Origin of the sequence: Hymenobacter lapidiphilus (assembly GCF_013377885.1) — a bacterium.
In the GTDB taxonomy this organism is placed as follows: domain Bacteria; phylum Bacteroidota; class Bacteroidia; order Cytophagales; family Hymenobacteraceae; genus Hymenobacter; species Hymenobacter lapidiphilus.
In genome coordinates, this window is record NZ_JABKAU010000020.1 from 40987 (window position 1) to 67548 (window position 26562).

A 26562-nucleotide genomic window follows, 5' to 3' on the forward strand; every position below is an offset into this window, starting at 1 on the left:
GAGCCTGGTTCAGCGAGCAATTTACAGAAAGATGCCCACTCTGATTGTTGAAAACCTGGCCGGCGTGGCCATTCCGGTGCCTGCCGGAGCCACGCTGCTGGCCGCCATCCAGGCAGCCGGCCACGACTGGCAGCATGCCTGCGGGGCGCGGGGCCGCTGCGTTACGTGCCGGCTGCGGGTGTGCGCCGGGGCCGAGCTGCTGAGCGAGCCCACAGCCCCCGAGCTGCGCTACCGGGCCGCCGGCCGCCTCCGCCCCGATGAGCGCCTGAGCTGCCAAGCCCGCCTGCCCGCCGGCCAGGTAAGCGCCCGTGTACCCCGCGCCACGCAGCTGCCGCACGTGGTGTACTCGATGAAGGGATGAATGGCAATAACAGCCCGCCAATCAGAGGTAAGCCAAGAATCTCGTGTAGGCTCATTGAATGATAACCGCGCAACGAGTTCACGCAAGATTCTTCGCTTCGCTCTGAATGACGTTCTTTTGTATTCCCCTACTCACCCATTCACCCATTGACTCCGCCTGTGTTTATTGAACCCCGCGTTGGTACGCGCCCTGGCAGCAGCGCCCGCCGGGGCTGGATTGAAGTTGTGTGCGGCTCCATGTTTTCGGGTAAAACCGAGGAGCTTATCCGGCGGCTGAAACGGGCCGAAATTGCCCGTCAGCGGGTGGAAATCTTCAAGCCCGCCCTCGACACCCGCTACCACGCCGAAGATGTGGTGTCGCACAACCAGAACAGCATCCGCAGTACGCCCGTGCCGGTGGCCCAGGAAATCCTGCTGCTGGCTACCAGCTGCGACGTGGTGGGCATTGATGAGGCCCAGTTTTTCGACGAGTCGCTGGTAGACGTATGCGTGCAGCTGGCCAATGGTGGTACCCGGGTTATTGTGGCCGGCCTCGATATGGACTTCCAGGGACAGCCCTTCGGCCCCATGCCCGCCCTGATGGCCGTGGCCGAGTTCGTGACCAAGGTGCACGCCATCTGCGTGCGTTGCGGCGAGCTGGCCTCCTACTCATTCCGGGTAACGGCCGCCGAAGATAAAATTCTGCTCGGCGAAACCGACGCCTACGAAGCGCGCTGCCGCGTTTGCTTCCAGGAAGGGCTGCGGCAAAAGGCGAAATAAGGCACGGCACTAAAGCCCGGCCTGGGGCGTTAACTTGCGTCTGTTCGCCTCGTTTTTTACCGCCCGCTACATGAGTCTATCCTTACGCCTGCACGCTGCGCTACTGTCGCTTTTCCTGCTGCTGGCTTTCCTGCCGGCCGGTACGGCCCGGGCCCAGTCGGCGGCGGCCGGCTATGGTGAGTGGCAGCTGCACCTGCCCACCAACCGCGCTCTGGCCCTGGCCGAGGCCGACGACCGGGTGTACGTGGCCGCCCAGGATGCTTTCTTCTACCTCGACAAAAAGCTGGGCACCACCCGCCTGCTGTCGCGGCGCGACGGCCTGAGCGACGTGGGTGTGAGCACCTTAGCCTACGATTCGGTGGGCCAAAAGCTGCTGGTGGTGTACCAGAACGCCAACCTCGACCTGCTGCGCCTGCAGGACGGGAAAATCAGCAACCTCAACGACATTTTCCGCAAGGACATTAACGGTGGCAAAACCGTGTATCAGGTCCAGATTACCGGGCGGCGGGCCTACCTGGCGGCCAGTTTCGGTATCGTAGTCCTCGATTTAGATAAGCGTGAAATCCGGGATTCGTACACCAATATCGGGCCCGGCGGTACGGTGGTGCAGGTATACGCTACGGCCGTGGCCAACGGTACGCTGTTTGCCGCCACCTCCAACGGCCTCATGCGCACCAGTCTGGCTGGCAACCCGCTCGACTTCCGCACCTGGACCACCGACCTGCCCGCCCTCCCCGGCAACCTTTACCGCACGCTGGCCGTGCAGCAGGGCCGGGTGGTGGCCGGCATCAACGGCGACCGGCTCTACGTGTACACCGGTCCCGGCCGCTGGCAGCCGCTGGCCGGTTCGCCGGTGGGCGTAAATTTCCGGCAGCTAACGGCTTCGGCGGCGGGCCTGCTGATAACCGAGCCGGCCCAGGTATCGGTGCTGGATGTGGTTACCGGCGCCCGCCGCCCCACGCTGCGGCCGGCGCTGTTGCGCAACCCGCAGGCTAGCCTGCGCAGCCGCGACGGGAGCTTCTACGTGGCCGATTTTGAGAACGGGCTGCTGCGGGTTGCTCCCGACGGCCAGCAGGCCGAGCAGTTTCTGACCAACGCGCCAGCCGGAGCCCAGGCCTTCAGCGTGCTGGCCGATGCCCGCACCAACACCGTAAATATTTTTACTGGTGGCTACACCGACCGGTATTTGCAGCGCGGTCTTTTTCGGGGCTTCTACGAGTTTCAGCAGGGGCAGTGGACCAACATCACATCCACCACCCTGCCCAGCTTGGCGCAGTATCCCAACCCCCAGGACCTGACCCGGGGAGTCCGCACCGCCGACGGGACGCTGTATGTGGGCAGCTACGGCAACGGTTTGTTGGAGTGGAAGGCTCCGGGCGAGTTCCGGCTTTTCAACCCCACCACCAACCTGCCCAACCCCCTACGCAGTGCCATTGCCGACCCCACCTTTACCCGCGTAACCGACGTTGCGGCTGATGCCGAAAACCGCGTGTGGGTGGTAAATCGCCACCAGATAGCGGGGCAGTCGGGTCTGTTCGTGTTCGACCCCGTAGCCAGCAGCTGGCGCATTATCGACTACTTTGCGGGCAGCGAAAACCTCGACCGCATTGCCCTCGACGATGCCGGCGCGGCGTGGGTGTCGCGGGCCCGGGCCCCCGGCAGCGGTTTGGGCATGGTGGCTCACAACGCTGAAACCCGCGAAACCCGCTACTACAACCAGGCCGTGGGCCGGGAAGGTGCTGCGCGCGACATCAACGACATATACGATGTGGTGAAGGATCGTGCGGGCGACATCTGGGTGGGTACCAACAAGGGCCCGGCCTTCTTTCCCAACCCCGGCGGCGCCTTCGACCTCCAGCAAACTAGTGGTTTTCAGCTGCCTTATGTGGATAAAGGCGGCGAAGATGAGGTGGGCTTTGCTACACTCGACAACCGGAAGATAAACGCTATTGCCATTGATGGAGCCAACCGCAAGTGGTTTGCTACCGAAAGCGGCCTGTGGCTGTTCACGGCCGATGCCAACGAAGTGTTGCTGCATTTCACCACCGAGAACAGCCCCCTGCCGTCCAACACCATCGTGGATGTGGCCGTGAACGATAAAACCGGCGAGGTATTCGTCGTGACGGATGCGGGCGTGGTCAGCTACCGCGGCGACGCCACTATCACCGAAGGCAAGCCCAGCTGCGCCAGCGTGTTTCCGAACCCCATTCGGCCCGATTACGCTGGGCCAGTGGGCATTTCGGGCTTGGCCAACAACGCCAACGTTAAAATAACCGATGTGGCGGGCCGGCTCGTATACCAGACCCGCGCCAACGGCGGCACCGTAAGCTGGAACCTGGCCGACTACAATGGCCAGCGCGTGCGCTCGGGCGTGTACCTGGTGCTCACCTCCGATGCCGACGGCAAAAATGGCTGCGTAAGCAAGATTGCCGTGGTGAGTAAGTAATATGGAGTAATGAGGGCTTAGCGAGTGTTTGAGCGCGTCATGTTGAGCGTAGTCGGAACCTCTCTACCCGAAGTTGCGGAGGGCGGTATAGGGGCGGGGCTTGTCCCCGCCCTCCGTACGCGTAAATCCAACGACAATCGTTTAACGGCGGGCGGGGGCAAACCCCGCCCCTACAGCGCCGTACGCGTAAATCCAACGACAATCGTTTAACGGCGGGCGGGGCAAGCCCCGCCCCTACAGCACCCTCCGCAACTTCGGGTAGAGAGGTTCCGACTCCGCTCAACATGACGTTCTGAACAATTGCTTTTTATAGCTCACTACTCACTACTGAAAGATGCTTATCAAAACCCGCGGTATTGTGCTCAGCCATATTCGCTACCGCGAAACCAGCATTATTGCCCGGGTGTACACCGAGCGGCTGGGCCTGCAGAGCTACCTGGTGAACGGGGTGCGCAAGGCCAAGCCGCCCGGCCGAATAGCCCTGTTTCAGCCCCTTACGTTGCTGGAGCTGGTGGCCTACACCTCGCGCAACGGCGGCCTCACGCGCCTCTCGGAGTTTCGGTGCGCCGAGCCTTTCCGCACGCTGCCCTACGATGTGCGCAAGAGCAGCATTGCCCTGTTGCTGTCGGAAGTGGTGAGCCGGGTGCTGCTGGAGGAGGAGGAGAATGAGCCCATGTTCACGTTTCTGCACGACTCGGTGCTGGCCTTCGACCGGCAGGAAACGGGCTTCGAAAACTTCGCGCTGGTGTTTCTGCTGCAGCTCAGCCACTACCTGGGCTTCGGGGCCGAAACGGGCGAGGAAATTACCACCCAGGTCGCCTTTGCCACCGATGCCGCGGCCGGCACCAACCGGGGCCCCACGGCCCTGCGCCGCGAGTTCGACCAGTATCTCGACGAGCTGATTCGCACCCCGGCTTCGGCCTCCATCCCCAACGGCCGCGTCCGGCGCGAGCTGCTGGGCGTACTCATCCGCTACTACCAGCTCCACGTCGAGCGCCTCGGCGACATCCGTTCCCTGGCCGTGCTGTCGGAAGTGCTGGCGGAGTTGTAGGAGGGGAGAAGAGGGTAGAGGTGAGTACAGAGAGGTGAGAAGCCGAACGTCATTCTGAGCGAAGCCGGAGGTGTAGTCGAAGAATCTCTACCGCTTCGTTGAGTTGCTACAACGAAGCGGTAGAGATTCTTCGACTACGCCTCCGGCTTCGCTCAGAATGACGTTTTTCCTTACTTCCTACTCCTTACTTCCTACTCCTTACTTTACATCCACCAACTCCACTTCAAAGAGCAGGACGCTGTTGGCGGGGATGGACTCGCCGGGGCTGCGGGGGCCGTAGGCCAGGGCCGAGGGGATGAGCAGGGTCGCTTTGGCACCTTTGGAAAGCTGGGCCAAGCCTTCATCCCAGCCCGGAATAACACGGCCAGCACCCAGCGGAAACTCGATGGGCTTGTTGCCGTGGTTGGCCGACGCATCAAACTCCTGGCCGCTCAGTAGCTGACCCCGGTACAGCACCGAAACCGTTTGGCCGGGCTGGGCTATCGGGCCGCTGCCGGGGCGGGTAACCACGTAGTACACGCCGCGGGGCGTTTTTTTGGGCTGCAGCTGATGCTCTTTGGCATAGGCCAGAATAAGGGCTTCGTCGCGGCGGGCCTGCTCGGCGGCTTTGAGGGTAGCCGTTTCCTGCTGGCGGACTTCCTCCTGCCGCATCTGCGCCTCTACTTCGGCTGGCGTTTGCACGCTTACGGCCTTGGCGAATACCAGCATAGTGGGCCCGGCCCGGCGGATGAAGCCGGGCACGGGCTGCCGGAACGACTTGCTGAATACCGTGTCGAGGTTGAGGCGGAACACGCCCGAGTCGCCGGGCTGAAGTAGTGCCAGCGCCTGCTCGACGCTGCCGCCCTGGCTGGGCCGCAGGGTATCAAGCGGCACGCGCACGGGCTGGCTCTCGTTCTGGCGGCGCGAGTGCATGAGCACCGAATCTTTGGCGGTGCGGAATTGCAGGTGCAGGCTCAGGATGCGGCCTACGCGGCTGGCGTAGGTAGGGTCGCCGGTGGCGGGCAGGGCGGGCCGCAGTACGTAACGGCCCTTTTCGAGCCGGTAGATGCGGTACTCCAGGCCCGATTTCAGCCGGTTGTACGGTACGGGCTTGCCCTGAAACGATACCAGCCCCGCCGCTGCCAGCAGCAACGCACTCACCGACCCCAACACGCGCATCCGGACAGAATAAGGCATACAAACAAGTGCTTTTAGAAACGTGAACAAAGGTAAGACACGTCTGCAAATCAGAAAAAAACGGTCGTTCTGCCAACGCAGAACGACCGTCGTACTGTTTCTCGCTTCCCGAAGCTGTTTAAATAATCAGCAGAGTGTCATGCTGAGCACAGCCGAAGCATCTCCACCGCAGTGCCAACTACTTGCATTTCAACAAAGCAGTAGAGATGCTTCGACTCCGCTCAGCATGACGTTCTGCTTACTTCACCTTTAGCACTTCCAACTCGAAAATAAGGTCGGCGTTGGGCGGGATGAGGTAGCGGCGGTTACTGTCATCGTCGGGGTCGGGGAGGCCTTTGGCACCATAGGCCAGTCGGGCGGGTATCCAGACGCGCGCCCGACTACCCGCAGGCAGCAGCAGCAGCGCCTCATCAAACCCTTTGATAACCTCTTTCTCACCCGCCCGCACCTTCAGCGGGCCGCCTTGTTGCACCGAGGTATCGAAAATATGCCCGTCGGCGGCCAGAAAGCCGGTGTAGTGGACGCTAACCCGGCTACCGATTTTTGGCGTTGGGCCGGCCCCCGGCTGGCGCAGCGCATAGCGCAGGCCCGACGACGTAGTGAGAGCCCGGGTTTCCAGGCTGTCGGTGGGGAGCAGGGGCGCGGCGGTGGTGAGGGTGCGCTGGGCATGGCCGGCCAGGGGCCAGCCGCCCAGCAGTAGTAAAATAGCCCACGTCAGCCTTTGCCGCATCACTCAGTTATTCTACGCTCAGGATTTCCAGATCGAACAGCAGCGGCGTTCTGGCCGGAATGGGCCCCGATGCTTCGAAACCATATCCCAGATAGGACGGAATGAGGACCAGCTTCCGGTCGCCCTGGCGCATTTCGAGTGTCGCTTGGTCCCAGCCTTTTATCACCCCACCAGCCCCATTGCGGAAGCTAAAGCAGCCGCAATCGGTGCGGTTGGTGCTGGAAGCGTCGAATACCTGCGACTCGTTACGCTCGTTGATAAACCGGCCTACGTAGTTGACCGTCACTTTCTGGCCCACCTTGATCAGCGGGTTGGCTGCCGGCCCATCGGTGAGGGGCACCAGGTAGATGCCCGAATCGAGCCGGCGGTAGTTGGTGATGGCGTTGCGGGTCAGATAAGACTGAATGGTGTCGTCGTCGGCCTTCTTCTGAGCCTCAATTACCTTGGGGTCAATCTGGAAGGGGTTGGCCGGCTGCTCGCAGCCGCTCATAAGCGAGGCTCCTGCCAACAGGGCCAGCAGCGACAGAAACAGGGTTAGTTTTTTCATTATTATACAGCAAAAGAGGAAAAGCCACTGCCTGTGAGGCTGGCTTACTTGATATTTACTACCTCCACATCGAAGCGCAACACCGAATTGGCCGGAATAGAGCCCGTTGCGGTACTGCCGTAGGCCAGACCCGATGGAATAAGTAGGATGGCCTTCGTGCCCTTATTGAACTGCTTGAAAGCCCGGTCCCAGCCCTTGATTACCTGGCCCGCACCCAACACAAACGGAAAGCCAATAGTGGACTCTTTGGTTTCGTCGAATACCTGGCCATCGAGCGTCGAGCCTTTGTACTTGACAATGATGGTCTGTCCCTTCTTTGGTAGAGCGCCCGTGCCGGTTTTGGTAACGAACACAAACATGGTCGTGTCGCGCACGAAGCCCGTCAGGTTGTTTGCCTGGATGTAGTCGGTAATCAGCTGCTCATCGCGCTCGGCGAAATCGGGGGCAGTCTCATCTTTATCATCCTTTTTGCAGGCTCCGAACGCAAAAAGCAAAGTCAGCAGGAAAAAGGGGAGCAGCGAAAGCCGGAAGTTCATGGCAGGCGAGAAGCGTGGTGAGAAAATATTACTGGGCCCGCAGCAGCTCCACATCGAAGCGCAGCACGGAACGGGCCGGAATCGGACCCGTGGCGCGGGCGCCGTAGGCCAGGTCGGAGGGGATGAGCAGGATGGCTTTGCTGCCGGGGCGCAGGCCGATGAAGCCCTCGTCCCAGCCCTGAATAACCTGGCCCCGTCCTACCGTAAAGGTAAGCGGATCGTTGTTGCGGCTGGCCGTCGAGTCGAAAATGCGGCCATCGAGCGTGAGGCCGGTATACAGGGTTGTCAGCTGCTGGCCAGCCACGGCCGGGTTGCCGGTGCCGGGCTGCGTAACGGCCACGTACAGGCCCGAAGCCCGCCGCTCAAAGCCCGTCAGGTTGTTGGCCTTGATGTAGTCGGTAATCAGCTGCTCGTCGCGCGTGGCGTAGTCGGTGTTGTCGGTAGGGTCGGATTGGCAGCCGGCCAGCAGCAGCGGCAGCATAATCAGTAGCGGCGCCAAGAAGCGGCGGCTAACAGCAGAACAGAAGGAAGAAAACAGCATCAGCAGGAAGAAAAAAACATGAAACCCCCTGGGGGTAGGATACAAAAGCCCCCGGCCGGGTTGCACCGCGGGGCCGGGGGCTTAAGCTAAACGAGCAGGCGCCCGGTATTATTTGCCCTGCTGCTGGCGCTGCATGGCTTCAATCTGACGACGAATTTCGGCTTCGTCCATCTGCGCGCCGGCAGCCGGCTGGGCAGGCGCGTTCTTGATGTCGACCAGCTCTACGTCGAAACGCAGAATGGCGTCAGCCGGAATGTCGGCTCCGGCACCGCGCTGCCCGTAGGCCAGCGACGAAGGCACCAGCAGAATGCCCTTCGAGCCCTTTGGGAACTGGGCAATGCCCGCGTCCCAGCCCGGAATTACCTGGCCCTGGCCGATGGCGAAGTCAAACGGCTTGTTGCCTACTTTCTCCGACGAATCGAACACTTTGCCGTTTTCGAGCAACGAGCCTTTGTAGAGCACCGATACAATTTGGCCAGCTTTGGGCTTGGGGCCGGGGCCAGCCGTGGTGATGGCGTAGTACACGCCCGAAGCGTCTTTCTGAACGGTGAGGTTATTTTTCTTGGCGTAGGCCTGCAGCGCTACGTCATCTTTCTTGAGCTGCTCTTCGGCGTGGGCGGCCATTTTAGCCTGCTGCTCCACCTGCATTTTTTGCACGTCGGCCTGGGCTTCGGCCTGGTCCTGCACCTTGTCCACCTTCACGTACATGGTCATGGTTTTGCCGGCCTTGCTCATGAACGGCGGTACCGGCTGGCGGAACGACTTGGCAAAAATGGTGTCCACGTTGAAGCGGAACACGGCCGAGTCGCCGGGCTGAAGCAGGCTGATGGCTTCTTCGAGGCCACCGCGCTGGGCGGCACGTACGGTATCCAGGGGCACCCGCACCGGGAAGCCCATCTGCTGCTTGCGCGAGTTGAACAGAACCGAGTCTTTGGCCGTGCGGTACTCCACGTGCAGGGCCATTATTTTGCCGATGCGCTCCTTGTACGTCGCGTCGCCGTCCTTGCTCACGTCCTTGTCTTCGTACTTGCCGGCCGCGGTGCTCTTGAAAATCTTGTACTCAATTCCCGAAGGCGTCTTGCTGAAATCCCCGCTTTTGTTGCAGGAGGCGAGGCTCAGGATGCCGGCCGCCAGGGCCAGGCTCAGAAAGGTGCGTTGAAAAAACATGAAGGGGTTTGAGAGGAGTGAAGATGCAAAAACAGTGGCGAAGTTACGGCGAATTACGCCACCGGGGCCGGGCTGGCAAGCGGCGCGCCCAACAGCTCGACCTGGTAGTCGGGCAGTAGCTCCAGGAAACGGTCGAGGGTAGCGGGCAGCGGCACGTGGCTGATGCCGCCGGCGGCGTTGTGGTGCCCCCCGCCGTTGAAGTGGCGGCGCGAAAACTCACTGGCCGAAAAGTCGCCCACCGAGCGGAACGAGATTTTAACGGCCTGGGTGCGGTCGATGAAAATGGCGGCAAACACAATGCCCTCGATGCTAAGCGCAAAGTTTACCAGCCCTTCCGTGTCGCCGGTTTTCGAGTGGTACTGGCGCAGCTCGTCGGCCGTAATGGCAATGTAGGCCGTGTTGTATTCGCGCAGTACCGTGAGCTTGTCCTTCAGCACGAAGCCCAGAAAGCGCAGCCGCTCCTCCGAGTGCGAGTCGTAGATGCGGCGGTGCACCTCGGAAGGGTTGATGCCGGCCCCGAGCAGCTCGGCAATAATCAGGTGCACGTTGCGCGAGGTGCTGGGGTGGCGGAACGAGCCCGTATCGGTCATGATGCCCGCGTACAGACACTCGCCGATGCCGCTGTCGATCAGGTCCTGGTCGCCCAGGTCGCGGATAATCTCGAAAATCAGCTCGGCCGTCGCGGCGGCTTTAGGGTTCGAGAATTCAATCTGGGCGAAGTGCTCGGGCTGTTGGTGGTGGTCGACGAGCACCTTCGTGCCGGGCGCGTCGCGGATGTACTCGCCCAGCTCATTGATGCGGCTCAGGCAGGAAAAATCGAGGCAGAACAGCACTTCGGCCTGCTTCACCAGCTCCCGGACTTTGGCGTCGTTGCGGCGCGGGTCGTACACCACTACGTCGTCGTTGCCGGGCATCCAGGCCAGGAAGTCAGGATAGTCGGAGGGGGTTACCACCGTAACGTGGTGGCCTTTCTTACGCAGGTAACCCGCCAGGCCCAGCGACGAGCCCAGCGCATCGGCATCGGGTTTGTGGTGGGTGGTGATGAATACCTGCCGGGGCTGGGCCAGCAGGGTCTTTAACTCAGCAATTTGCGACATCTCCTACGGGGCAGGTAACTGAAATTGGGCCGGTTAGCCCGAATGCAAAGGCGGCAAAATTCGGAAATATTCCGCTCTCCAACAAAAGGCCTGTCGAAAAGGTGCGCTAAGGTAGTGCTTGAACAGTACAGAGCAGGGAAAGGTGAGAGGAGAGTACCGGCAAGTGAGCGGTGGGAGAACGTCATGCTGAGCATGTGGCGCATGGAGCCAGTGTCCGGAGGCGCAGTCGAAGAATCTCTACTGCCATGCTAACCCTGTCAGCTCCGACCGAAGCGGTAAAGATTCTTCGACTGCGCCTCCGAATGACGTTCCGCCTCTCACCTTCCGGTACCCCCTTCTCCCATCCTCATTTTCCTGCTCCATCACTCCTAAATCAAAAACCGCTACTTTTGTGCCCGCAAATTTGCATTCCATTTCAACTAACCCAACCCGCCATATGGCTACCAACCGCACCTTCACCATGATCAAGCCTGATGCCGTGCAGGACAACCACATCGGTGGTATCCTCGGCATGATTGAGGCGGCCGGCTTCCGCATCGTGGAGCTTCAGAAAGTGCAGCTGACCCCCGAGCGGGCCGGCCAGTTCTACGAAGTACACAAGGAGCGTCCTTTCTATCAGGACCTCGTAAAATACATGTCGTCGGGCCCAATCGTAGCCGCCATCCTCGAAAAGGATAACGCCGTAGCCGATTTCCGCACCCTGATTGGCGCTACCAACCCGGCCAATGCCGAAGATGGCACCATCCGGAAGAAGTACGCCAAGAGCATCGAAGCCAACGCCGTACACGGCTCCGACTCCGACGAAAACGCTCAGATCGAGGGCGAATTCTACTTCGCTTAATCACTGATTTCTCGCTGATTGCGCCGATTTATTTCGGTCCTGTTTTCAGCCCTTAATCACATAAAAAGCCCGCCTGGCGCATTGCCAGGCGGGCTTTTTATGTGATTGGTTTTCAGCGCTAGGCCAACAGCTCAAAAGCTTAGGCCTGCTCAATCGTCAGTAGTGGCTCCACGTCCTCTACGTGCTCCTCTACCAGGTTGGGGTTGTGCTTGTGTTTGAAGAGGAACACGAATAGCACGGCAATGACCAGCGCGTAGGCCGCGAAGGATAACCAGATGTTGTGCCAGTCCTTCACGCCATTGGCGTCGGTGAAGTAGCGCTCAATCACGATGCCGCTGATGGAACTGCCCAGCACCGCGCCGAACCCGTTGGTCATCATCATGAACAAGCCCTGGGCGCTGGCCCGGATGGAAGCCGTGGTCTGAGTTTCGACGAACAGCGAGCCGGATATATTGAAGAAGTCGAAGGCCATACCGTACACGATGCACGAGAGGATGATCATCCAGAGGCCCGAGCCCGGGTCGCCGTAAGCAAACAGGCCGAAGCGTAGCACCCAGGCCACCATGCTGAAAAACATGACCTGCTTGATGCCGAAACGCCGCAGAAAGAACGGAATGGCCAGAATGAAGAGCGTTTCTGAAATCTGGGAAATCGACATGATGATGGCCGGATACTGCACGGCCAGCGTGTTTTTATACGCCGGGTTCTGGTCGAAATCGTGCAAAAAGGTATCACCGTAGGCGTTGGTGAGCTGCAGGGCCGCACCCAGCAGCAGCGCGAACATAAAGAAGACGAGCATCTTGGAGTCGCGCAGCAGGGCAAACGACTTGAGGCCCAGCGCATCGACCACCGAGCGGCCCGGGGTGTTCTTCGACAGCGGCGGGCACTTGGGCAGCGTGAACGAGTAGAAGCCCAGCAGGAAAGCCGCGCCGGCCGCCACATAGAACTGGCTGGCCGACTTCTCGAAGCCCAGCAGGCTCACCGTCCACATGGCCACAATGAAGCCAATGGTGCCCCAGACCCGGATGGGCGGGTAGTCTTTCACCACATCGAGCCCCTCGCGCTTGAGCACCGAGTACGACACGGCAATGGACAACGCCAGCGTGGGCATGTAGAAAATCATGTTCAGCAGAATCACCCAGAAAAACGTGCTGGGGTCGGTTACCAGCGGCACGCAACACAGCACTACGGCGCCCAGCAGGTGCAGCACGCCGTAGAGCTTTTCGGCGTTGATGTACTTATCGGCCACGATGCCCATGAGCGAGGGCATGAAGATGGACGCAATGCCCATCGTCGAGAAGATGGCCCCGAACTCCGACCCCGACCACTGCTTGGTCTGGAACCAGTATGCCCCGATGGTAATCAGCCACGAGCCCCAGATAAAAAACTGAAGGAAGCTCAGAATAATGAGACGCAGCTTGGTACTCATGTAAAGGGCAGGTTGAAGGGTGGGAGGGGGTGCCGCCGAAGTCGCAAAAAGACGTCGGCCGGCTGCGTGGGCCGGATTGATCCGGGTTTAGCCTTCAAATATAAGTAAAGTTGCCAGTGGTGGGCAGGGAATATTGAGTAGTTGGCTAAAAGAACGTCATTCAGAGCGCAGCGAAGAATCTCGCGTGCTGCTGTTGGCTCACTATGGTAACGTCAGCATGCGAGATTCTGCGCTGCGCTCTGAATGACGTTCTTTTCCTGGTCCCTAACTACTCTACCAATTGGCGCGGCGCAGCCGCTCGGGCTGCAGCACCCGGATGTCGCGGTTGGTGAGCCCGATGCTGCCGTCCTGGCGCAGCTCGCTCAGAATGCGGCTCAGCGACTCGGGCGCGGTGCCGATGAGGGAGGCCATGTCTTCGCGGGAGAGCTGGATGAGGGGCGCGGCCTCGGGGTGGGCGGTGGCTTGCTGCTCGTGCAGGCGCAGCAGCGTGTCGGCCACGCGCTTGCGCAGCGAGTTGTAGGCCATATCGAGCAGCAGCTGCTCCTGCTCGCGCACGCGGCCCGCCAGCAGCCGCACAAACTGCCGGCCCACCTCGGGGTTGCGCAAAAGCAGCTGGGTGAAATCGGTGGCCGGAATGTAGCGCAGCACTGTGTCGTCGAGCGTCAGGGCCGAGTCGTGGTGGGCGGTGTGTTCGAGCAGGGGCTGGTAGCCGAAAAAGTCGCCGGGTCCGTAGAGGCCGGTAATCAGCTCTTTGCCGGCGGCGGTGGTTTTGGTGGTTTTCACCCGGCCCGCTTCCACGAAATACAGGCGAGTGGCCTCGTCGCCCTCGGTGTAGATAATCTGCTTGCGGGGCAGCTCGTGGGTGCGACGGTCGGCGGCCAGGCTTTCGAGCGTATCGAGGCGGCCCACGGCCTGGGCGTCGTGCAGAAAGGAATCGAGGCCGGCGGGCGTGGCCTCGTACTCGGGCCGCAGCTGCTCGAAGCGGGCCAGCCGGCCGGCCACGGCGTTCAGGAGCTCGTTGCTGTCGAAGGGCTTGGTCAGGTAGTCATCGGCGCCCAGCTCCATGCCTTTGCGCAGGTCCTGGCGCTCGGTTTTGGCCGTGAGGAAGATGAACGGAATGCCGCGCAGCTCGGGGTTTTGGTTGAAGATGTGCAGCACCCCGTAGCCGTCGAGCACGGGCATCATAATGTCGCAGATAACCAGGTCGGGGCGGGTGGCCAGGGCCTGCTCCACACCCAACTTGCCGTTGGCCGCCGTCAGCACCCCGTAGCCGGCCAGCTCCAGCAGCTCGGCCGTATTCTCGCGGATAAAATCGTGGTCCTCAATCAGCAGAATGGTTTTCATAGGGGATGATTAGCGTAACGGTGGTGCCCCGGCCGAGCTGGCTTTCCAGGTCGACGGTGCCGCCCATCAGCTCGGCGTAGCGGCCCACAATGTAGAGGCCCAGGCCGGTGCCGGGCAGGTTGCTGACGCTGCGGGCCCGGAAAAACCGCTCGAATAGATGCTGCTGGTCTTCCTCGGAAATACCCACGCCCTCATCTTCGATGCGCAGCGTGAGCCAGTTGCCGGCGCAGCTCGCGTGCAGGCGCACCACAGTTTCTTCGCCCGAGTACTTGAGGGCGTTGGAAAGCAGGTTGACCAGGATTTTGCGCAGCAGCGACGTGTCGAGCCAGATGTCGTGGGGGCAGGCGCTCAGGTCGGGCTCGATGCGCTGGCCGGGCTTGTGCAGGCCCTGCACATCGAGCATGGTGCCCTCAACGAGCGTGGGCAGGTGCAGGCGGGCAGCGCGGGCTACCACCCGGCCCTCCTCAATCCGGCCCACCGACAGGAACTCCTCCAGAATATCGTTGAGGTGATTGACCGACTGCCGGATGCGCTCCAGGTGACGCAGGCGTTTGGGCTGCTGCTCGGCGGCTGGGTACTGCTCGATGAGCGAGGCCGAGGTGAGCACGGCCGTAAGTGGGGTCCGGAACTCGTGCGAAGCCATGCTCACGAAGCGCGACTTAAGCTCGCCCAGCTCCTGCTCGGCGGCCAGGGCCTTGGCCAGCTCGTCTTTGCGTTGCTCCAGCTGCTCCAGCGTGCTCAGCAGGGCGTGGGTGCGGTCGGCCACCTTCTGCTCCAGGTCGGCGTTGAGGCGCTCGACGCTCAGGCGCTCGGCCACCAGTGCCTGCCGGGCCTGCCGCTTTTCGGTTACATCGAGGATGTAAGACACCACGTGCAGCTCGTCTTCGAGGTGAAAATAGCTCAGGCTTACTTCTACCGGAAACACCGAGCCGTCGGCGCGCTGGCCTTCTAAGTCGCCGCGGTGGGCACTCATCGAGCGCACCTGCGGGTCGGCGTTGAAGGATTCGCGCAGCCGCTGGTGGTTGCGGCCGGGCGCCATCGGCACCAGCGCATCAATCCCGATGCCCGGCAGCCCCTCGGGCGGGTAGCCGAACTGCTGGTGCGCCATGCGGTTGGCCGATATAATGGCGCCCGCCCGGTTGCAGACGATAATGCCGATAGTGGCGTGCGACACCACGGCCTCGAAGCGGCCGTGGCTCTGGGCCAGCGCCTGCTCGGCCCGATGCAGGCGCTCGGGCTGCGAGCAACCGGCCGGCCGCACGGGCTGCAACTGCAGCAGCAGCGGCGCGGCCGGGTCGTGGGGGACTACGTGCTGGAGTACTAGGCGGGCTGCAAAACCGGGGGCACCGGGGCGGCCGAGCTGCACGGTGGCCTCGGCGGTGCCGTTGCGGCGGGCCTCCGCCAGCAGGGCAGGCCACTCGGGCGGTAGGGGCGGGGTCGGCAGAGCCAGCAGCTCGGCTTCGGAACTGTAGCCCAGCAACTGCACCCCGGCCGGGTTCACGCGCAACAGCCGGCCGGTAGCCGGGTCGGCCAGCCCCGCAAAGTCGGGGGTTTGGGTGAGTAGCAGGTCGGCCAGGGCACTAGAGAACATGGAGCAGGCTTATTGATGCGGGAAGCTCCGTTTCGGATGTTCTGGAGCAGCGGAGCGAGGAGCCAGGCGACACGGCGGGGCGGCTACCTTGTGGGTAGGTGAAAGACAAAGTTCGGCAAAAAAGCACGGGGCCGTTCTTTCTGAGGAAGGTCAAGCGGCGGGCTAACAAACCTCATAGAGTGGGAGCCGGTCCGGCCGGTACTTTTACAACTCCTACGCTACCCGCTTCACCTTATGGCAGTTGTTGCTTCTCCTTCTACGCTGGTGCCCGAGGCCACCGTGCTACTGGTGCTGCTGCCCCCGGCGGTGGCGGGCCAGGCGCCGGCCCTGAGCATTGGGGCGCTACGGGCCCTGCAGGCCCGCTTGGGCCCGGGGGTGCGCGTGCTGCGGGTTGATGAAGCCAGCCACCCAACCGTAGTGCGCAGCTTCAGCGGGCAGCCGGCCACCTTACCGGCCTGCGTGCTGGTGCGCCAGGGCGTGGAGCTGTGGCGCCAGTCCGGCCTGCCCCAGGCCGAAATCATCGAAGCCCGGCTGCGGCAAGGGTAATTCGGCTGCCTGTGGTTGGTAGGGCCGCCATTTTTCGCTTCGCTCTGAATGACAGCCTTATTGATAGCTACCGGTAAATAAGCACCTGAGCCGCCTCGGGGCAGTGCAGGCTGTGCAGGGCCCCGGCGGGGAAGATGACATAGTCGCCGGCGACGCAATGGCGGGTCTGGTCGAGGACGGTGATGTCGAGTTCTCCGCTGAGCACGACCACAAAAACATCGTGCGGGGCGTGGTGGGGCGCCATACCCTGGCCGGGGCCAAACTGCTTGTGGATGACGGTATGGCCCTCGCGGCGCAGTAGTACGTGCGTGGTGGTGTCGGGCTGGGGGTGGGGGTGGGGGCCCGCCAGCAGGCTTCCGGAGGTGACTTCCATGAGGAAATGGGTTGGTTAGAGAATAGAAAGCGGATTGTTCACGGTTCGCATGCGGGTTTCGAAGACGTGGGCAATGTTGCCGGCGCGCAGCTTGGCCTCCTGGGCCACCGCGCCGGCAAACAGCGCATCGACGGTGCGGCAGAACAGGTGCAGCCACTGCTGGAAATGGCCGCTGCCGATGGGTAGCGGGATATGCTTGGCGAAGGGCTGGCCCTGGTAGCGGTTGGTATGCAGCAGCAGGCCGCTCCAGAAATCGTACATGCGCGGCAGGTGGGCGGCCCAGTTCACGTGGGCCACGTCGTTGAAAACGGGCCCCAGCAGCGGGTCGGCATTCACGCGGTCATAGAAACTATCGACCAGCGCCTTGATGTCGGCTTCGGTCTGGATATCGGGCAGGGTATCGGACGTCATGGGCGGGGAGGTATTGGGCCTTAGTGGATGTAGTGACGCATCTGGGCGTCCGGGCGTTGAACGATGGGCCTTGGCAATGCCAGCAGCAATGAGCCGCAAAGATGCGTGTCTGCGTAGCGCCGACGCCTGCGCCGTAACTCAAGCGGCCTGCCGGAGACGCCAGGCCTGGGCCGGCCGACTCAGCAACATAAAAGCGCGGTTGGCAGTGCCCAGCAGCAACAGCAGCTTAAATACTTCGGCTCCGATATACATATGGTGCAGACTGCTGGCGGGCGGCGTTTTGCCGGCCAGCAACGCCAGCGCCCGCACGTCGACGGCCGGCAGCAGCCACAGCGTCTGGGCGGCCAGCACGGCGGCCAGCAAACTCAGCGGCAGCGCCAGGTTCAGTGGCACCTTCAGCCGGAACGCGGCCACGATGGCCAGCACTGCCAGGCCGATTTCCACCTTGTTGAGGGCCTGAAATACGATGCGGCCGATGCCCAGCCCCAGTGGAACGGTAATGCCCGGCGCGGTAAACTTCAGCGGCGCTTCCAGAAAGGAAATTCCCGCCACCAGCCCCGCCCAAAATAACAGCGCCGCCACCAGCAGAAACGACCAGAAATGACGAGAGAACATGGACTTTGGAGAATGAGCGGTGTAGGGGCGGGGCTTGCCCCCGCCCGCCGTTAAAACGATTATCGTTGAACGAGTACCGTTGAAACGGTGCGCACGGCGGGCGGGGGCAAGCCCCGCCCCTACACCGTTCAACTAAGCAAAGGTGCCGGCCAAACGGTGCGGGTGCCCTGACGCAAATCAAACCCCGGCATGAGGTTGGTCATCGGAGGGCGGCGGGGGCGGGGCGAGCTTTGTAGAAAGCACCGGCGGGCAACTTCGCAGTTCTGCCGCCGCGTGCTTATCAGCCCCAGCCGATAGAAAAAAGCCAGCCGCTAAAAACTATCCGCTAACAGCTCAACCTATGCCCACTGTTCTCGAAGAAGCCACCGCCGCCGCCGTTGCCTGCGCCCACTGCGGCGACGCCTGCCCGTCCGAGCCGTTGGAGCTGGCCGGCTTGCCCTTCTGCTGCGCCGGCTGCTGCACGGTGTACGAGCTGCTGGCGGCCAACAACCTCTGCACCTACTACAACCTCGATGAGCGGCCCGGCCTCAAAATCAAGGAAGTGGAGCTGCCCGGTCGCTTCGATTACCTCGACTCGGAAACCGTGCAGGCCCAGCTGCTGAGCTTCCGTTCGGAGCAGCGCGCCCGCATCACCCTGAGCGTGCCTCAGATGCACTGCACCTCCTGCATCTGGCTGCTGGAGCACCTGCCCAAGCTCAACCCCGGCATAGCAGAGGCGCGGGTGCAGTTTCTGCGCAAGGAAATCACCATTACTTACCTGACGGCCAGCACTGGGCTTAAAGACGTGGTGGCCCTGCTGGCCTCGGTGGGCTACGAGCCCCAGATTACGCTGGCCGAGCTGGGTGCCCAGCCCCACCGCGCCAGCCGCACGCTGTATTACCAGCTCGGGCTGGCGGCCTTCGCCTTCGGCAACGTCATGCTGCTGGCGCTGCCCGACTACTTCTCGTTCGTAGAGGATTTGCAGGCCGGGTTCGGAGGCTTTTTTGGGCTGCTGAGTTTAGCGCTGGCGCTGCCGGTGCTGCTGTATAGTGCCCGCGACTTCTTCCGCTCGGCTTGGCAGGGGCTGCGCCAGCGCTACATTAACCTCGATTTTCCGATTAGCTTGGGCCTTGTGTCCCTGTTTGGGGTGAGTACCTGGGAGGCGCTGTCGGGCCAGGGACCGGGCTATTTCGACTCATTTACCGGCCTGGTGTTTTTCATGCTGATTGGCCGCTGGGTGCAGCAGCGCACCTACGACGCGCTGCGCTTCGACCGCGACTTTACGTCGTATTTTCCTGTGGCCGTTACCCAGCTCACCCCCGAGGGCGACAAATCCATTTCGGTGCGGGAGCTGCGGGTGGGCCACCGGATTCGGGTGCGCCACCAGGAAGTGGTGCCGGCCGACGCGGTGGTGCTGCGCGGCAACGGGCAGCTCGACTACTCCTTTGTATCGGGCGAGAGTACGCCGGTGGCGCGGGCTTCGGGCGAGCTGGTATACGCCGGCGGCCGGCAGCTGGGCGAGGCCGTGGAGCTGGAAGTGGTGCGCGAAGTCAGCCAGGGCTACCTGACGCAACTGTGGAACAATCCGGCCTTCGCCAAAGAAAGCCGCCACCTGGGCCTGGAAACCTATGCCAACCGGGTGGGCCGCTATTTCGTGGGCATTACACTGGCGCTGGCGCTGGGTACGCTGCTCTACTGGGGCCCGCGCGACCAGGCCATGATGTGGCGGGCCTTCACTTCGGTGCTGATTATTGCCTGCCCCTGCGCCCTCTCGCTGGCTACCCCGTTTGCTATGGGCACGGCCGTGCGGGTGCTGGGCCGCCACAAGTTCTACCTGAAAAACTCGGCCGTGATTGAGACGCTGGCCCGCGCCGACACGCTGGTGTTCGACAAAACTGGTACGCTCACCGACCCCCACCAGGCAGCCGTTGAGTACCACGGCCGCCCCCTCACCGCCGCCGAACTGCGCCTGCTCACGACGGCCGCCGCCCAATCAACCCACCCGCTAAGCCAACGCCTGGCCCGTGAGGCTGCCGGCCCGGCGCTGCCGCTGCGCCATTGCCACGAAACCCCTGGCCAGGGCCTGGCCGCCACCGCCGAAACGGGCGAAACAGTGCGCCTGGGAGCCGCCGGTTTTACAGGAAGCAGCGCGAAGCCCCAGCTTCGTGACTCGTTGAACGGTGCGGCTACAACGGCTCCTGATGGCCGCGAAGCGGAAGCTTCGCACTACCTAGATGCGCCAGAAACCCGGGTGTACGTGGCGTTTGGGGGCGAGCCGGCGGGCTACTACACCTTCCCCAACGTGTACCGCCCCGATCTGCCGGCGGTGCTGGCCGGCCTGGGCAGCCACTACCGTCTGGCGGTGCTGTCGGGCGATACACCCGCTGAGGAGGCTCGCCTGCGCGAAATGCTGGGCCCCGATGCCGCCCTGCACTTCCGCCAGTTGCCGGCCGATAAGCTGGCTTACATTGCCGCCGAGCGCGCCCAAGGCCACACCGTAGTGATGGTGGGCGACGGCCTGAACGACGCCGGGGCCCTGCGCGCCGCCGACGCTGGCCTGGCCCTCACCGACACGCTCACCAACTTCTCGCCCGCCTGCGACGCCATCCTCGATGCAGCCGAATTCGGCCGCTTGGCCACGTTCATGCGCTTTTCGCGGGCCTGCCTGCGGGTGGTGCTGGCCACCTTCGGGCTTTCGTTCTGCTATAATGCCTTTGGGCTGGCGCTGGCGGTGCAGGGGTTATTTACGCCCATCGTTTCCGCCATTCTTATGCCCATCAGCTCGCTGAGCGTGATGCTCGTGGCCACCGTGCTGGTGCGTCGGGCAGCGTCGAAGCTGGCTCTTTAAGCTACAGGAACGATGTAGGGGCGGGGACAAGCCCCGCCCCTACATCGTTCCTGCGACCATCACGCTCAAAAACCCTCTGCTATGACCATAATCTTCCTGCTTATCGGCATCAGCCTGTTGGTGGCGCTGCTCTTTCTGGGGGCCTTTCTGTGGTCGGTGCGCTCGGGCCAGTACGACGATACCTACACGCCCTCGGTGCGGATGCTGTTCGATGAGGAAGAGCCGCCGTTGAAGTAGGGAAGGTGTAATGGCAGATAAATAGCCTTTCCTGACGCAAATCAAGCGGACGGCTAACCGGCGTCATGCTACGCGGGGAGGGCGCGGGGGACCTTTGGGGCATACTCCAATTAGTCACATCCCCCATGCAAGCCGCAACTCCGCTACCGCTGGCCGCGCCCGATTCCGTCCTGGTTCAGCCCGACAAGGTGCGGGCCGTGGACACCTTCTTCTACGACAACCGGATTGTCCGTGACTTTGGCGTGGCCACCGTTTTCTGGGGCGTTGCCGGCATGCTGGTCGGCATTCTGGCTGCCTTCCAGCTGGCCCTGCCCGATGCCAACCTGGGTAGCGCCTACACCACGTTTGGGCGCATCCGGCCGCTGCACACCAACGCCGTGATTTTTGCCTTCGTGGGCAACGGTATTTTCATGGGCGTTTACTACTCGCTGCAACGCCTGTGCAAAACGCCCATGTACTCCAAGGCCCTGAGTAAAATTCACTTCTGGGGCTGGCAGCTGGTTATTCTGAGCGCGCTCATTTCCCTGCCGATGGGCTTCACCACCAGCAAGGAGTACGCCGAACTGGAGTGGCCCATCGACATCCTGATTACCGTTATTTGGGTGGTGTTCGGCTGGAACATGTTCGGCACGATTGCCAGGCGGCGCGAGCGGCACCTGTACGTGGGCATCTGGTTCTACATTGCCACGTTCCTGACGGTAGCGGTGCTGCACCTGGTGAACTCGGCGGCGCTGCCCGTGAGCTTCATGAAGAGCTACTCGGCCTACGCCGGCGTGCAGGATGCGCTGGTGCAGTGGTGGTACGGCCACAACGCGGTGGCCTTCTTCCTGACCACACCCTACCTGGGCCTGATGTACTACTTCCTGCCCAAGGCCGCCGGCCGGCCGGTGTATTCGTACCGACTGAGTATCATTCACTTCTGGTCGCTGATTTTCATCTACATCTGGGCCGGACCCCACCACCTGCTCTACACCTCGCTGCCCGACTGGGCCCAGAGCCTGGGCGTGGCCTTCTCCATCATGCTGATTGCGCCCAGCTGGGGCGGCATGATCAACGGGCTGCTGACACTGCGCGGGGCCTGGGACAAAGTGCGCGAGGAGCCAGTGCTCAAGTTTCTGGTGGTGGCCATTACGGCCTACGGCATGGCCACTTTCGAGGGCCCGATGCTGAGCCTGAAGAACGTAAACGCCATTGCCCACTTTACCGACTGGATTGTAGCCCACGTGCACGTGGGGGCTTTGGGCTGGAACGGCTTCCTCACGTTTGCCATGCTCTACTGGCTGTGGCCGCGCCTCTACCGCACGCCGCTGTACTCGAAGAAGCTGGCTAACGCCCACTTCCTGATTGGCACGCTGGGCATCCTGTTCTATGCCATTCCGATGTACTGGGCCGGCTTCACGCAGGGCCTGATGTGGAAGCAGTTCAACGCTGAGGGGATGCTCCAGTATCCGAACTTCCTCGAAACGGTGCTCCAGATTGTGCCCATGTACTACCTGCGCGGTATCGGTGGCATCATGTACCTGAGCGGCGTGTTCCTGATGGTGTATAACCTGTGGAAAACCGCCAAAGCGGGTACGCTACTGGCCGAAGAAAAAGCCACGGCCGCCCCGCTGCTGCCCGCTTCCGAAGACCCGCACATCAACGACGGCCACTGGCACCGCTGGATTGAGCGCCGCCCGTTCCAGCTGGCCGTTTGGGCCACCGTGGCCATTGCCATTGGCGGGGCCGTGGAGATGGTGCCGACTTTCCTCATCAAGAGCAATGTGCCCACTATTGCGGCCGTGCAGCCGTACTCGGCGCTCGAATTGCAGGGCCGCGACCTCTACATTAAAGAAGGCTGCTCGAACTGCCACACCCAGATGGTGCGCCCGTTCCGCTCCGAAACCGAGCGTTACGGCGAGTACAGCAAGGCGGGCGAGTTCGTGTACGACCGGCCCTTCCTGTGGGGCAGCAAGCGCACCGGCCCCGATTTGCACCGCGTGGGCGGCAAGTACCCGCACTCGTGGCACTACAACCACATGCTCGACCCCACCAGCATGTCGCCCGGCTCCATCATGCCGCCCTACCCGTGGCTATTCGATAACCAGATTGACTACTCGACGCTGGCCACCAAAATCCGGGTGCTGCAGCAACTGGGCACGCCTTACCGCGCCGGCTACGACAAGGATGCCGAAGCCGACGCCCGCCGCCAGGCCGACCAGATTGCGGCCGACCTGAAAAAGGAAGACATCGACGTGAAATCGGACCGGGAGATTATCGCCCTGATTGCCTACTTGCAACGCCTCGGTACCGACATCAAGGTGAAGCCGGAAGCCGAAACTGCCGCCGCTACCGCCGCCCAGTAGGCCAGCCAGGCGCACGGCCGGGGCTCTCAATCATCCGGGCCCAACGCCCTCCGGATGCCAGTGCCCCGGCCTGCCGCCTGCCTTTTGCCACCGTCTTTTCTCCGTCCTCCAGATTTCAAGCCCCCTTCGTTATGCACAAAGAAGTGTTGCGTTCGATTGCCGGCATCGAGATATACCCGCTCATCTCGTTTGGCATATTCTTCCTGTTTTTCCTCGGCCTGCTGGTGTACGTGTTTGTGGCCAACCGCCAGCACCTGCACGATATGAGCGAGCTGCCCCTGCGCGCCGACGGAGCCGATGCCGCCTCCGAGGATGCTGATTCCGCCCCTCTTTTCGACCCCAAACTATGCTAGCCCGCCCGCTCGCCGCCGCCCGTCGGTTCCGTCGCGTCCTGCTGCTGGCCGCCGGGCTACTCGCCCCGGCCCTAGCAGCCGTTGCCCAGACTGTCGCGCCCGAAGCTGCTGCCGCTACGGCCGCCGCCCCCGCCATGGGTGTTCAGACGGTTATGTTCTGGTTTCTGCTGGCTACGCTGGGGTTGGTGCTACTGATATTCGGCCTGCTTTTCGTGCTGCTGGTCATCAAAATGAAGCCCCAGCTGCGTCGGCTCTACGAGCTGCCCACGGTGCATGCAACCTGGAGCGGCAAGGTGCTGGGCCTGCTGGTAGGCGACCCTGTGCTGGTAGTTGGCCGCGACAAGGACGAGCTAATGAACCACGATTACGACGGCATTACCGAGTTCGACAACGACCTGCCGCCGTGGTGGAAATACGGCTTCTACTTCACTATCGTGTTTGCCGTGGCCTACATGGTGTTCTACCACGTCACCTACACCGGCGACCTGCAGGCGGCCGAGTATGAAACCGAGATGCAGCAGGCGGCTCTGCTCGTATCGGCCGACGATGACGACCCCAACAAGCTGACCACCTACACGGCCCTCACCGCGGGCCCCGATTTGGAAGCTGGCACGACGCTTTTCGCGACCAACTGCGCGGCCTGCCACGGCACCGAGGGCGAGGGTAAAGTAGGCCCCAACCTCACCGACGACTACTGGCTGCACGGCGGCGACATCAATCAGGTGTATAAAACCATCAAGTTCGGCGTCACGAGCAAGGGCATGGTGGCCTGGAAAGGCAAGCTCTCGGGCAAGCAGATGCTCCAGGTTTCCTCCTACATCGAGTCGTTGCGCGGCACCAACCCGCCCAACGCCAAAGAGCCCCAAGGCGAAAAGGAAGCGCCGGTTATAACAGCTGTTAGCCATTAGCTGCCAGCTCTTTTTCTGAGTGAAACTGCCTTCCAGTCCCTTTACGTCTGCACCGATTGCAGTCGGTCCCGTTCAGCTGCCAGCCCGAAAAAGCTAACAGCTAATAGCTCTCAGCTAACAGCTCAAAAGCCATGTCCACCGCTCCTTTTCAGCCCAACGACTCGTTTCGCGACACCATTTCGACGGTGGATGCCGAGGGCAAGCGCGTGTGGCTGTACCCCAAAAAGCCCAGCGGCCGCCTGTATGAGGCCCGCAAGTGGGTTAGCTACGGGCTGCTGGCGCTGCTGTTTGCCGGCCCCTGGCTGCGCATTAAGGGCCTGCCGGTGCTCATGCTCAATCTGCCCGAGCGGAAGTTCATCATCTTCGGTCAAATCTTCTGGCCCCAGGATTTCTTCATCCTGTTGATTGCGGCCCTCGCCTTTACCCTGTTTATCTACCTGTTCACCATCGTGTACGGCAGGGTGTTCTGCGGCTGGGTTTGCCCCCAAACCATCTTTATGGAGATGGTGTTTCGGCGCATCGAGTACTGGATTGAGGGGGATTCGCCCCAGCAGAAAGCCCTCGACCGGCGCGAGCTGGACTGGGACAAGCTCTGGCGCAAAACGGCGAAGCACACCCTGTTTCTGCTGATTTCGTTTCTGATTGCCAACACCTTTCTGGCCTATATCATCGGCACCGATGCACTCATCAAGATTGTAACCGACCCGCTGACGGCTCATCTGGGCGGCCTGTCGTCGATGGTGCTGTTCACCGGCGTGTTCTACGCGGTGTTTGCCCGTTTCCGCGAGCAGGTTTGCACCATTGCCTGCCCCTATGGCCGCCTGCAGGGTGTATTGCTCGACAAGGACAGCCTTGTAGTGGCCTACGACTATCAGCGCGGTGAGCCCCGCGAGAAGCTGCGCAAAAACCAGGACCGCACCGCCGGCGACTGCATCGACTGCCACCAGTGCGTACAGGTGTGCCCCACCGGCATCGACATCCGCAACGGCGCCCAGCAGCTCGAATGCACCAACTGCACCGCCTGCATCGACGCCTGCAACAACATCATGGAGCTGGTGAACCTGCCGCCCAACCTCATCCGCCACGCCTCGGAAAACGATATTGCCCGCGGCACTAAGTTCCGCCTCACCGGCCGTATGAAGGCCCTCTCGGGCGCGCTGGGCGTGCTGGTTATTGCGCTGGCCCTGCTGCTGACGTCGCGCTCCAACGTGGCGGCCACGGTGCTGCGCACGCCGGGCCAGCGCTACCAAAAAACCGAGCAGGGCGCCATCCGCAACCTCTACAACATCTCCGTCATCAACAAAACCAACCAGCCCTACCCAATTTCCCTCCGGGTGCTGGAGCCAGCCGGCGGCACGCTCACGGTAGTCGGCGCCCCCGAAACCGGCCTGCGCCTGCCCGCCCAGGGCCTCACCGAAAGCGTGTTCTTCGTCGAGCTGCCCCGCACAGCCCTGCACGAAACCAACCAGCCCCTGCGCATCGGCATCTACAGCGGCAACGAGCTCATCGCCGAAACCAGCACCAAGTTCCTGGGCCCGGTGATGCGGTGATAGGGGAAAAGTGATGGGGTGATAAGATGGAAGCGGCAAAAGGAACTGTCATGCTGAGCGCAGCCGGAGGCGAAGTCGAAGCATCTCTACCGCATTGCTAACCCCATCGTTCGCTCCCTATTCTAACGAAGCGGTAGAGATGTTTCGGCTTCGCTCCGACCCTGGCTCTATGCGCCACATGCTCAGCATGACAGTTTTTCTGTCGTCTATTATATCCTTCACTTCCCATATATACCTATCCCATTGACTTCCAATCCCACTTCCCCCAGCCTCATGGCGCAGCCCAAAACTTCCTACTGGCCCTACTACATCATTGCCACGTTCGTGCTGTTTGCCGGTTACATCGGCTACATGGTGCAGCAGGCCATGCGCACGAGCGTGGATCTGGTGAGTGCCGACTATTACCAGCAGGAGCTGCGCCACGGCCAGCGCATGGCCGCCGTAGCCCGCGCCAACGCTCTGCCCGCGCCGGTACAGGTAAAGCTGGACGCCACCACCCGTCGCCTTACGCTGGAACTGCCCACCGCTCTGCGCGGCCAGGCCGTGCAGGGTACGCTGCACTTCTTTCGCCCCTCCAACCAGGAGCTCGATTTCACGCTGCCCTTCCAGCCCACCGGCGAGCCGGCCATCCAGCAGCTCAATACCACCCGCCTGGCGCCCGGCCTCTGGCGCCTCCGCATCGAATTTACCGTTAACAACCAGCCTTATTTCCTGGAAGAAGTGCTTTCGATTGAACAGTAAGGCTATTTGGTCGAAAGTACTGTCATGCTGAGCGAAGGCGT

26 protein-coding genes are annotated in these 26562 nt (G+C 62.0%); 13 read left to right on the forward strand and 13 right to left on the reverse strand.

From position 1 onward, the window contains the following. The first annotated feature begins 31 nt into the window (after positions 1-31). From HW554_RS11885 to recO, 4 genes are all read left to right on the forward strand, one after another. Positions 32-361, forward strand: a complete 330-nt coding sequence (locus HW554_RS11885) for a 2Fe-2S iron-sulfur cluster-binding protein (protein ID WP_176908809.1) — start codon at positions 32-34, stop codon at positions 359-361. A 158-nt stretch (positions 362-519) separates the two neighbouring features. Beyond that, a complete protein-coding gene (locus tag HW554_RS11890) occupies positions 520-1119 on the forward strand; it encodes a thymidine kinase (protein WP_176908810.1) in 600 nt (199 codons plus the stop codon). A 70-nt stretch (positions 1120-1189) separates the two neighbouring features. After that, entirely contained in the window at positions 1190-3565 is a 2376-nt protein-coding gene (porZ, locus tag HW554_RS11895) for a type IX secretion system anionic LPS delivery protein PorZ (protein ID WP_176908811.1), read from the forward strand. Between the two features lie 334 nt (positions 3566-3899). Next, positions 3900-4616: a DNA repair protein RecO gene (recO, locus tag HW554_RS11900; RefSeq protein WP_176908812.1), complete on the forward strand. Its 717-nt coding sequence runs from the start codon at positions 3900-3902 to the stop codon at positions 4614-4616. 198 nt (positions 4617-4814) lie between these two features. Here recO and HW554_RS11905 read toward each other — a convergent pair whose 3' ends face one another. The 7 genes from HW554_RS11905 to HW554_RS11935 form a co-directional block, all read right to left on the reverse strand. Then, positions 4815-5792, reverse strand: a complete 978-nt coding sequence (locus HW554_RS11905; RefSeq protein WP_246285205.1) for an FKBP-type peptidyl-prolyl cis-trans isomerase — start codon at positions 5790-5792, stop codon at positions 4815-4817. Between the two features lie 238 nt (positions 5793-6030). Beyond that, complete coding sequence (locus HW554_RS11910; RefSeq protein ID WP_176908813.1) at positions 6031-6522, reverse strand: FKBP-type peptidyl-prolyl cis-trans isomerase; 492 nt, start codon at positions 6520-6522, stop codon at positions 6031-6033. Positions 6523-6529: 7 nt separating this feature from the next. Beyond that, the gene (locus HW554_RS11915) at positions 6530-7069 is read right to left on the reverse strand and encodes an FKBP-type peptidyl-prolyl cis-trans isomerase (RefSeq protein WP_176908814.1); all 540 of its coding nucleotides are present in this window, start codon (positions 7067-7069) and stop codon (positions 6530-6532) included. A 44-nt stretch (positions 7070-7113) separates the two neighbouring features. Beyond that, positions 7114-7605 carry an FKBP-type peptidyl-prolyl cis-trans isomerase gene (locus tag HW554_RS11920; protein ID WP_176908815.1) on the reverse strand — a complete coding sequence of 164 codons (492 nt, stop codon included), beginning with the start codon at positions 7603-7605 and terminating at the stop codon, positions 7114-7116. Positions 7606-7633: 28 nt separating this feature from the next. Then, positions 7634-8146: an FKBP-type peptidyl-prolyl cis-trans isomerase gene (locus tag HW554_RS11925; protein WP_176908816.1), complete on the reverse strand. Its 513-nt coding sequence runs from the start codon at positions 8144-8146 to the stop codon at positions 7634-7636. 108 nt (positions 8147-8254) lie between these two features. After that, on the reverse strand, positions 8255-9313 hold the full coding sequence (locus tag HW554_RS11930; RefSeq protein ID WP_176908817.1) for an FKBP-type peptidyl-prolyl cis-trans isomerase: 1059 nt from the start codon (positions 9311-9313) through the stop codon (positions 8255-8257). A 53-nt stretch (positions 9314-9366) separates the two neighbouring features. Next, the gene (locus tag HW554_RS11935) at positions 9367-10410 is read right to left on the reverse strand and encodes a DHH family phosphoesterase (RefSeq protein WP_176908818.1); all 1044 of its coding nucleotides are present in this window, start codon (positions 10408-10410) and stop codon (positions 9367-9369) included. A gap of 436 nt (positions 10411-10846) precedes the next feature. On the opposite strand from HW554_RS11935, the gene HW554_RS11940 reads away from it, so the two are divergent. Then, positions 10847-11251 carry a nucleoside-diphosphate kinase gene (locus HW554_RS11940; protein WP_176908819.1) on the forward strand — a complete coding sequence of 135 codons (405 nt, stop codon included), beginning with the start codon at positions 10847-10849 and terminating at the stop codon, positions 11249-11251. 139 nt (positions 11252-11390) lie between these two features. On the opposite strand, the gene HW554_RS11945 is transcribed toward HW554_RS11940, so the two are convergent. The 3 genes from HW554_RS11945 to HW554_RS11955 all read right to left on the reverse strand — a co-directional run bounded on the left by HW554_RS11945 (position 11391) and on the right by HW554_RS11955 (position 15615). Then, entirely contained in the window at positions 11391-12680 is a 1290-nt protein-coding gene (locus HW554_RS11945; RefSeq protein WP_176908820.1) for a nucleoside permease, read from the reverse strand. A 273-nt stretch (positions 12681-12953) separates the two neighbouring features. After that, positions 12954-14024 (reverse strand): response regulator, encoded by a 1071-nt coding sequence (locus HW554_RS11950; protein ID WP_176908821.1) that lies wholly within the window; start codon positions 14022-14024, stop codon positions 12954-12956. Next, the gene (locus HW554_RS11955) at positions 14002-15615 is read right to left on the reverse strand and encodes a sensor histidine kinase (RefSeq protein WP_176908822.1); all 1614 of its coding nucleotides are present in this window, start codon (positions 15613-15615) and stop codon (positions 14002-14004) included. The genes HW554_RS11950 and HW554_RS11955 overlap by 23 nt, the downstream gene beginning before the upstream one ends. A 234-nt stretch (positions 15616-15849) precedes the next feature. Between HW554_RS11955 and HW554_RS11960 the strand changes: the two genes are divergently transcribed. Next, on the forward strand, positions 15850-16161 hold the full coding sequence (locus HW554_RS11960; RefSeq protein ID WP_176908823.1) for a thioredoxin: 312 nt from the start codon (positions 15850-15852) through the stop codon (positions 16159-16161). A gap of 67 nt (positions 16162-16228) precedes the next feature. Here HW554_RS11960 and HW554_RS11965 read toward each other — a convergent pair whose 3' ends face one another. The 3 genes from HW554_RS11965 to HW554_RS11975 form a co-directional block, all read right to left on the reverse strand. Further along, on the reverse strand, positions 16229-16534 hold the full coding sequence (locus HW554_RS11965; RefSeq protein WP_176908824.1) for a cupin domain-containing protein: 306 nt from the start codon (positions 16532-16534) through the stop codon (positions 16229-16231). Between the two features lie 15 nt (positions 16535-16549). Continuing rightward, on the reverse strand, positions 16550-16945 hold the full coding sequence (locus HW554_RS11970; RefSeq protein WP_176908825.1) for a group III truncated hemoglobin: 396 nt from the start codon (positions 16943-16945) through the stop codon (positions 16550-16552). 138 nt (positions 16946-17083) lie between these two features. After that, on the reverse strand, positions 17084-17560 hold the full coding sequence (locus HW554_RS11975) for a hypothetical protein (RefSeq protein ID WP_176908826.1): 477 nt from the start codon (positions 17558-17560) through the stop codon (positions 17084-17086). A gap of 340 nt (positions 17561-17900) precedes the next feature. On the opposite strand from HW554_RS11975, the gene HW554_RS11980 reads away from it, so the two are divergent. From HW554_RS11980 to HW554_RS12010, 7 genes are all read left to right on the forward strand, one after another. Beyond that, positions 17901-20387 carry a heavy metal translocating P-type ATPase gene (locus HW554_RS11980; protein ID WP_176908827.1) on the forward strand — a complete coding sequence of 829 codons (2487 nt, stop codon included), beginning with the start codon at positions 17901-17903 and terminating at the stop codon, positions 20385-20387. Positions 20388-20468: 81 nt separating this feature from the next. Beyond that, positions 20469-20624: a cbb3-type cytochrome oxidase assembly protein CcoS gene (gene ccoS, locus HW554_RS11985; RefSeq protein ID WP_176908828.1), complete on the forward strand. Its 156-nt coding sequence runs from the start codon at positions 20469-20471 to the stop codon at positions 20622-20624. 125 nt (positions 20625-20749) lie between these two features. Further along, positions 20750-22969: a cytochrome-c oxidase, cbb3-type subunit I gene (ccoN, locus tag HW554_RS11990; protein WP_246285206.1), complete on the forward strand. Its 2220-nt coding sequence runs from the start codon at positions 20750-20752 to the stop codon at positions 22967-22969. Positions 22970-23100: 131 nt separating this feature from the next. Further along, complete coding sequence (locus HW554_RS11995; protein WP_176908829.1) at positions 23101-23322, forward strand: hypothetical protein; 222 nt, start codon at positions 23101-23103, stop codon at positions 23320-23322. After that, complete coding sequence (locus tag HW554_RS12000; protein ID WP_176908830.1) at positions 23316-24230, forward strand: cbb3-type cytochrome c oxidase N-terminal domain-containing protein; 915 nt, start codon at positions 23316-23318, stop codon at positions 24228-24230. The genes HW554_RS11995 and HW554_RS12000 overlap by 7 nt, the downstream gene beginning before the upstream one ends. 131 nt (positions 24231-24361) lie before the next feature. After that, positions 24362-25780 carry a cytochrome c oxidase accessory protein CcoG gene (gene ccoG, locus HW554_RS12005; RefSeq protein ID WP_176908831.1) on the forward strand — a complete coding sequence of 473 codons (1419 nt, stop codon included), beginning with the start codon at positions 24362-24364 and terminating at the stop codon, positions 25778-25780. A 273-nt stretch (positions 25781-26053) separates the two neighbouring features. Then, the gene (locus HW554_RS12010) at positions 26054-26521 is read left to right on the forward strand and encodes a FixH family protein (RefSeq protein ID WP_176908832.1); all 468 of its coding nucleotides are present in this window, start codon (positions 26054-26056) and stop codon (positions 26519-26521) included. The last annotated feature ends 41 nt before the right edge of the window (positions 26522-26562 follow it).

Bases quoted from the DNA above. Each gene is read 5' to 3' on its own strand.
- HW554_RS11965 (WP_176908824.1), bottom strand. From the start codon at position 16,534: ATGGAAGTCACCTCCGGAAGCCTGCTGGCGGGCCCCCACCCCCACCCC.
- HW554_RS11995 (WP_176908829.1), top strand. From the start codon at position 23,101: ATGCACAAAGAAGTGTTGCGTTCGATTGCCGGCATCGAGATATACCCG.
- HW554_RS12000 (WP_176908830.1), top strand. From the start codon at position 23,316: ATGCTAGCCCGCCCGCTCGCCGCCGCCCGTCGGTTCCGTCGCGTCCTG.
- HW554_RS11925 (WP_176908816.1), bottom strand. From the start codon at position 8,146: ATGCTGTTTTCTTCCTTCTGTTCTGCTGTTAGCCGCCGCTTCTTGGCG.
- HW554_RS12010 (WP_176908832.1), top strand. From the start codon at position 26,054: ATGGCGCAGCCCAAAACTTCCTACTGGCCCTACTACATCATTGCCACG.
- HW554_RS11915 (WP_176908814.1), bottom strand. From the start codon at position 7,069: ATGAAAAAACTAACCCTGTTTCTGTCGCTGCTGGCCCTGTTGGCAGGA.
- HW554_RS11980 (WP_176908827.1), top strand. From the start codon at position 17,901: ATGCCCACTGTTCTCGAAGAAGCCACCGCCGCCGCCGTTGCCTGCGCC.
- HW554_RS11945 (WP_176908820.1), bottom strand. From the start codon at position 12,680: ATGAGTACCAAGCTGCGTCTCATTATTCTGAGCTTCCTTCAGTTTTTT.
- HW554_RS11905 (WP_246285205.1), bottom strand. From the start codon at position 5,792: ATGCCTTATTCTGTCCGGATGCGCGTGTTGGGGTCGGTGAGTGCGTTG.
- ccoS (WP_176908828.1), top strand. From the start codon at position 20,469: ATGACCATAATCTTCCTGCTTATCGGCATCAGCCTGTTGGTGGCGCTG.
- HW554_RS11955 (WP_176908822.1), bottom strand. From the start codon at position 15,615: ATGTTCTCTAGTGCCCTGGCCGACCTGCTACTCACCCAAACCCCCGAC.
- HW554_RS11935 (WP_176908818.1), bottom strand. From the start codon at position 10,410: ATGTCGCAAATTGCTGAGTTAAAGACCCTGCTGGCCCAGCCCCGGCAG.
- HW554_RS11920 (WP_176908815.1), bottom strand. From the start codon at position 7,605: ATGAACTTCCGGCTTTCGCTGCTCCCCTTTTTCCTGCTGACTTTGCTT.
- HW554_RS11910 (WP_176908813.1), bottom strand. From the start codon at position 6,522: ATGCGGCAAAGGCTGACGTGGGCTATTTTACTACTGCTGGGCGGCTGG.
- HW554_RS11960 (WP_176908823.1), top strand. From the start codon at position 15,850: ATGGCAGTTGTTGCTTCTCCTTCTACGCTGGTGCCCGAGGCCACCGTG.
- HW554_RS11970 (WP_176908825.1), bottom strand. From the start codon at position 16,945: ATGACGTCCGATACCCTGCCCGATATCCAGACCGAAGCCGACATCAAG.
- ccoN (WP_246285206.1), top strand. From the start codon at position 20,750: ATGCAAGCCGCAACTCCGCTACCGCTGGCCGCGCCCGATTCCGTCCTG.
- recO (WP_176908812.1), top strand. From the start codon at position 3,900: ATGCTTATCAAAACCCGCGGTATTGTGCTCAGCCATATTCGCTACCGC.
- HW554_RS11930 (WP_176908817.1), bottom strand. From the start codon at position 9,313: ATGTTTTTTCAACGCACCTTTCTGAGCCTGGCCCTGGCGGCCGGCATC.
- HW554_RS11940 (WP_176908819.1), top strand. From the start codon at position 10,847: ATGGCTACCAACCGCACCTTCACCATGATCAAGCCTGATGCCGTGCAG.
- HW554_RS11950 (WP_176908821.1), bottom strand. From the start codon at position 14,024: ATGAAAACCATTCTGCTGATTGAGGACCACGATTTTATCCGCGAGAAT.
- porZ (WP_176908811.1), top strand. From the start codon at position 1,190: ATGAGTCTATCCTTACGCCTGCACGCTGCGCTACTGTCGCTTTTCCTG.
- ccoG (WP_176908831.1), top strand. From the start codon at position 24,362: ATGTCCACCGCTCCTTTTCAGCCCAACGACTCGTTTCGCGACACCATT.
- HW554_RS11885 (WP_176908809.1), top strand. From the start codon at position 32: ATGCCCACTCTGATTGTTGAAAACCTGGCCGGCGTGGCCATTCCGGTG.
- HW554_RS11975 (WP_176908826.1), bottom strand. From the start codon at position 17,560: ATGTTCTCTCGTCATTTCTGGTCGTTTCTGCTGGTGGCGGCGCTGTTA.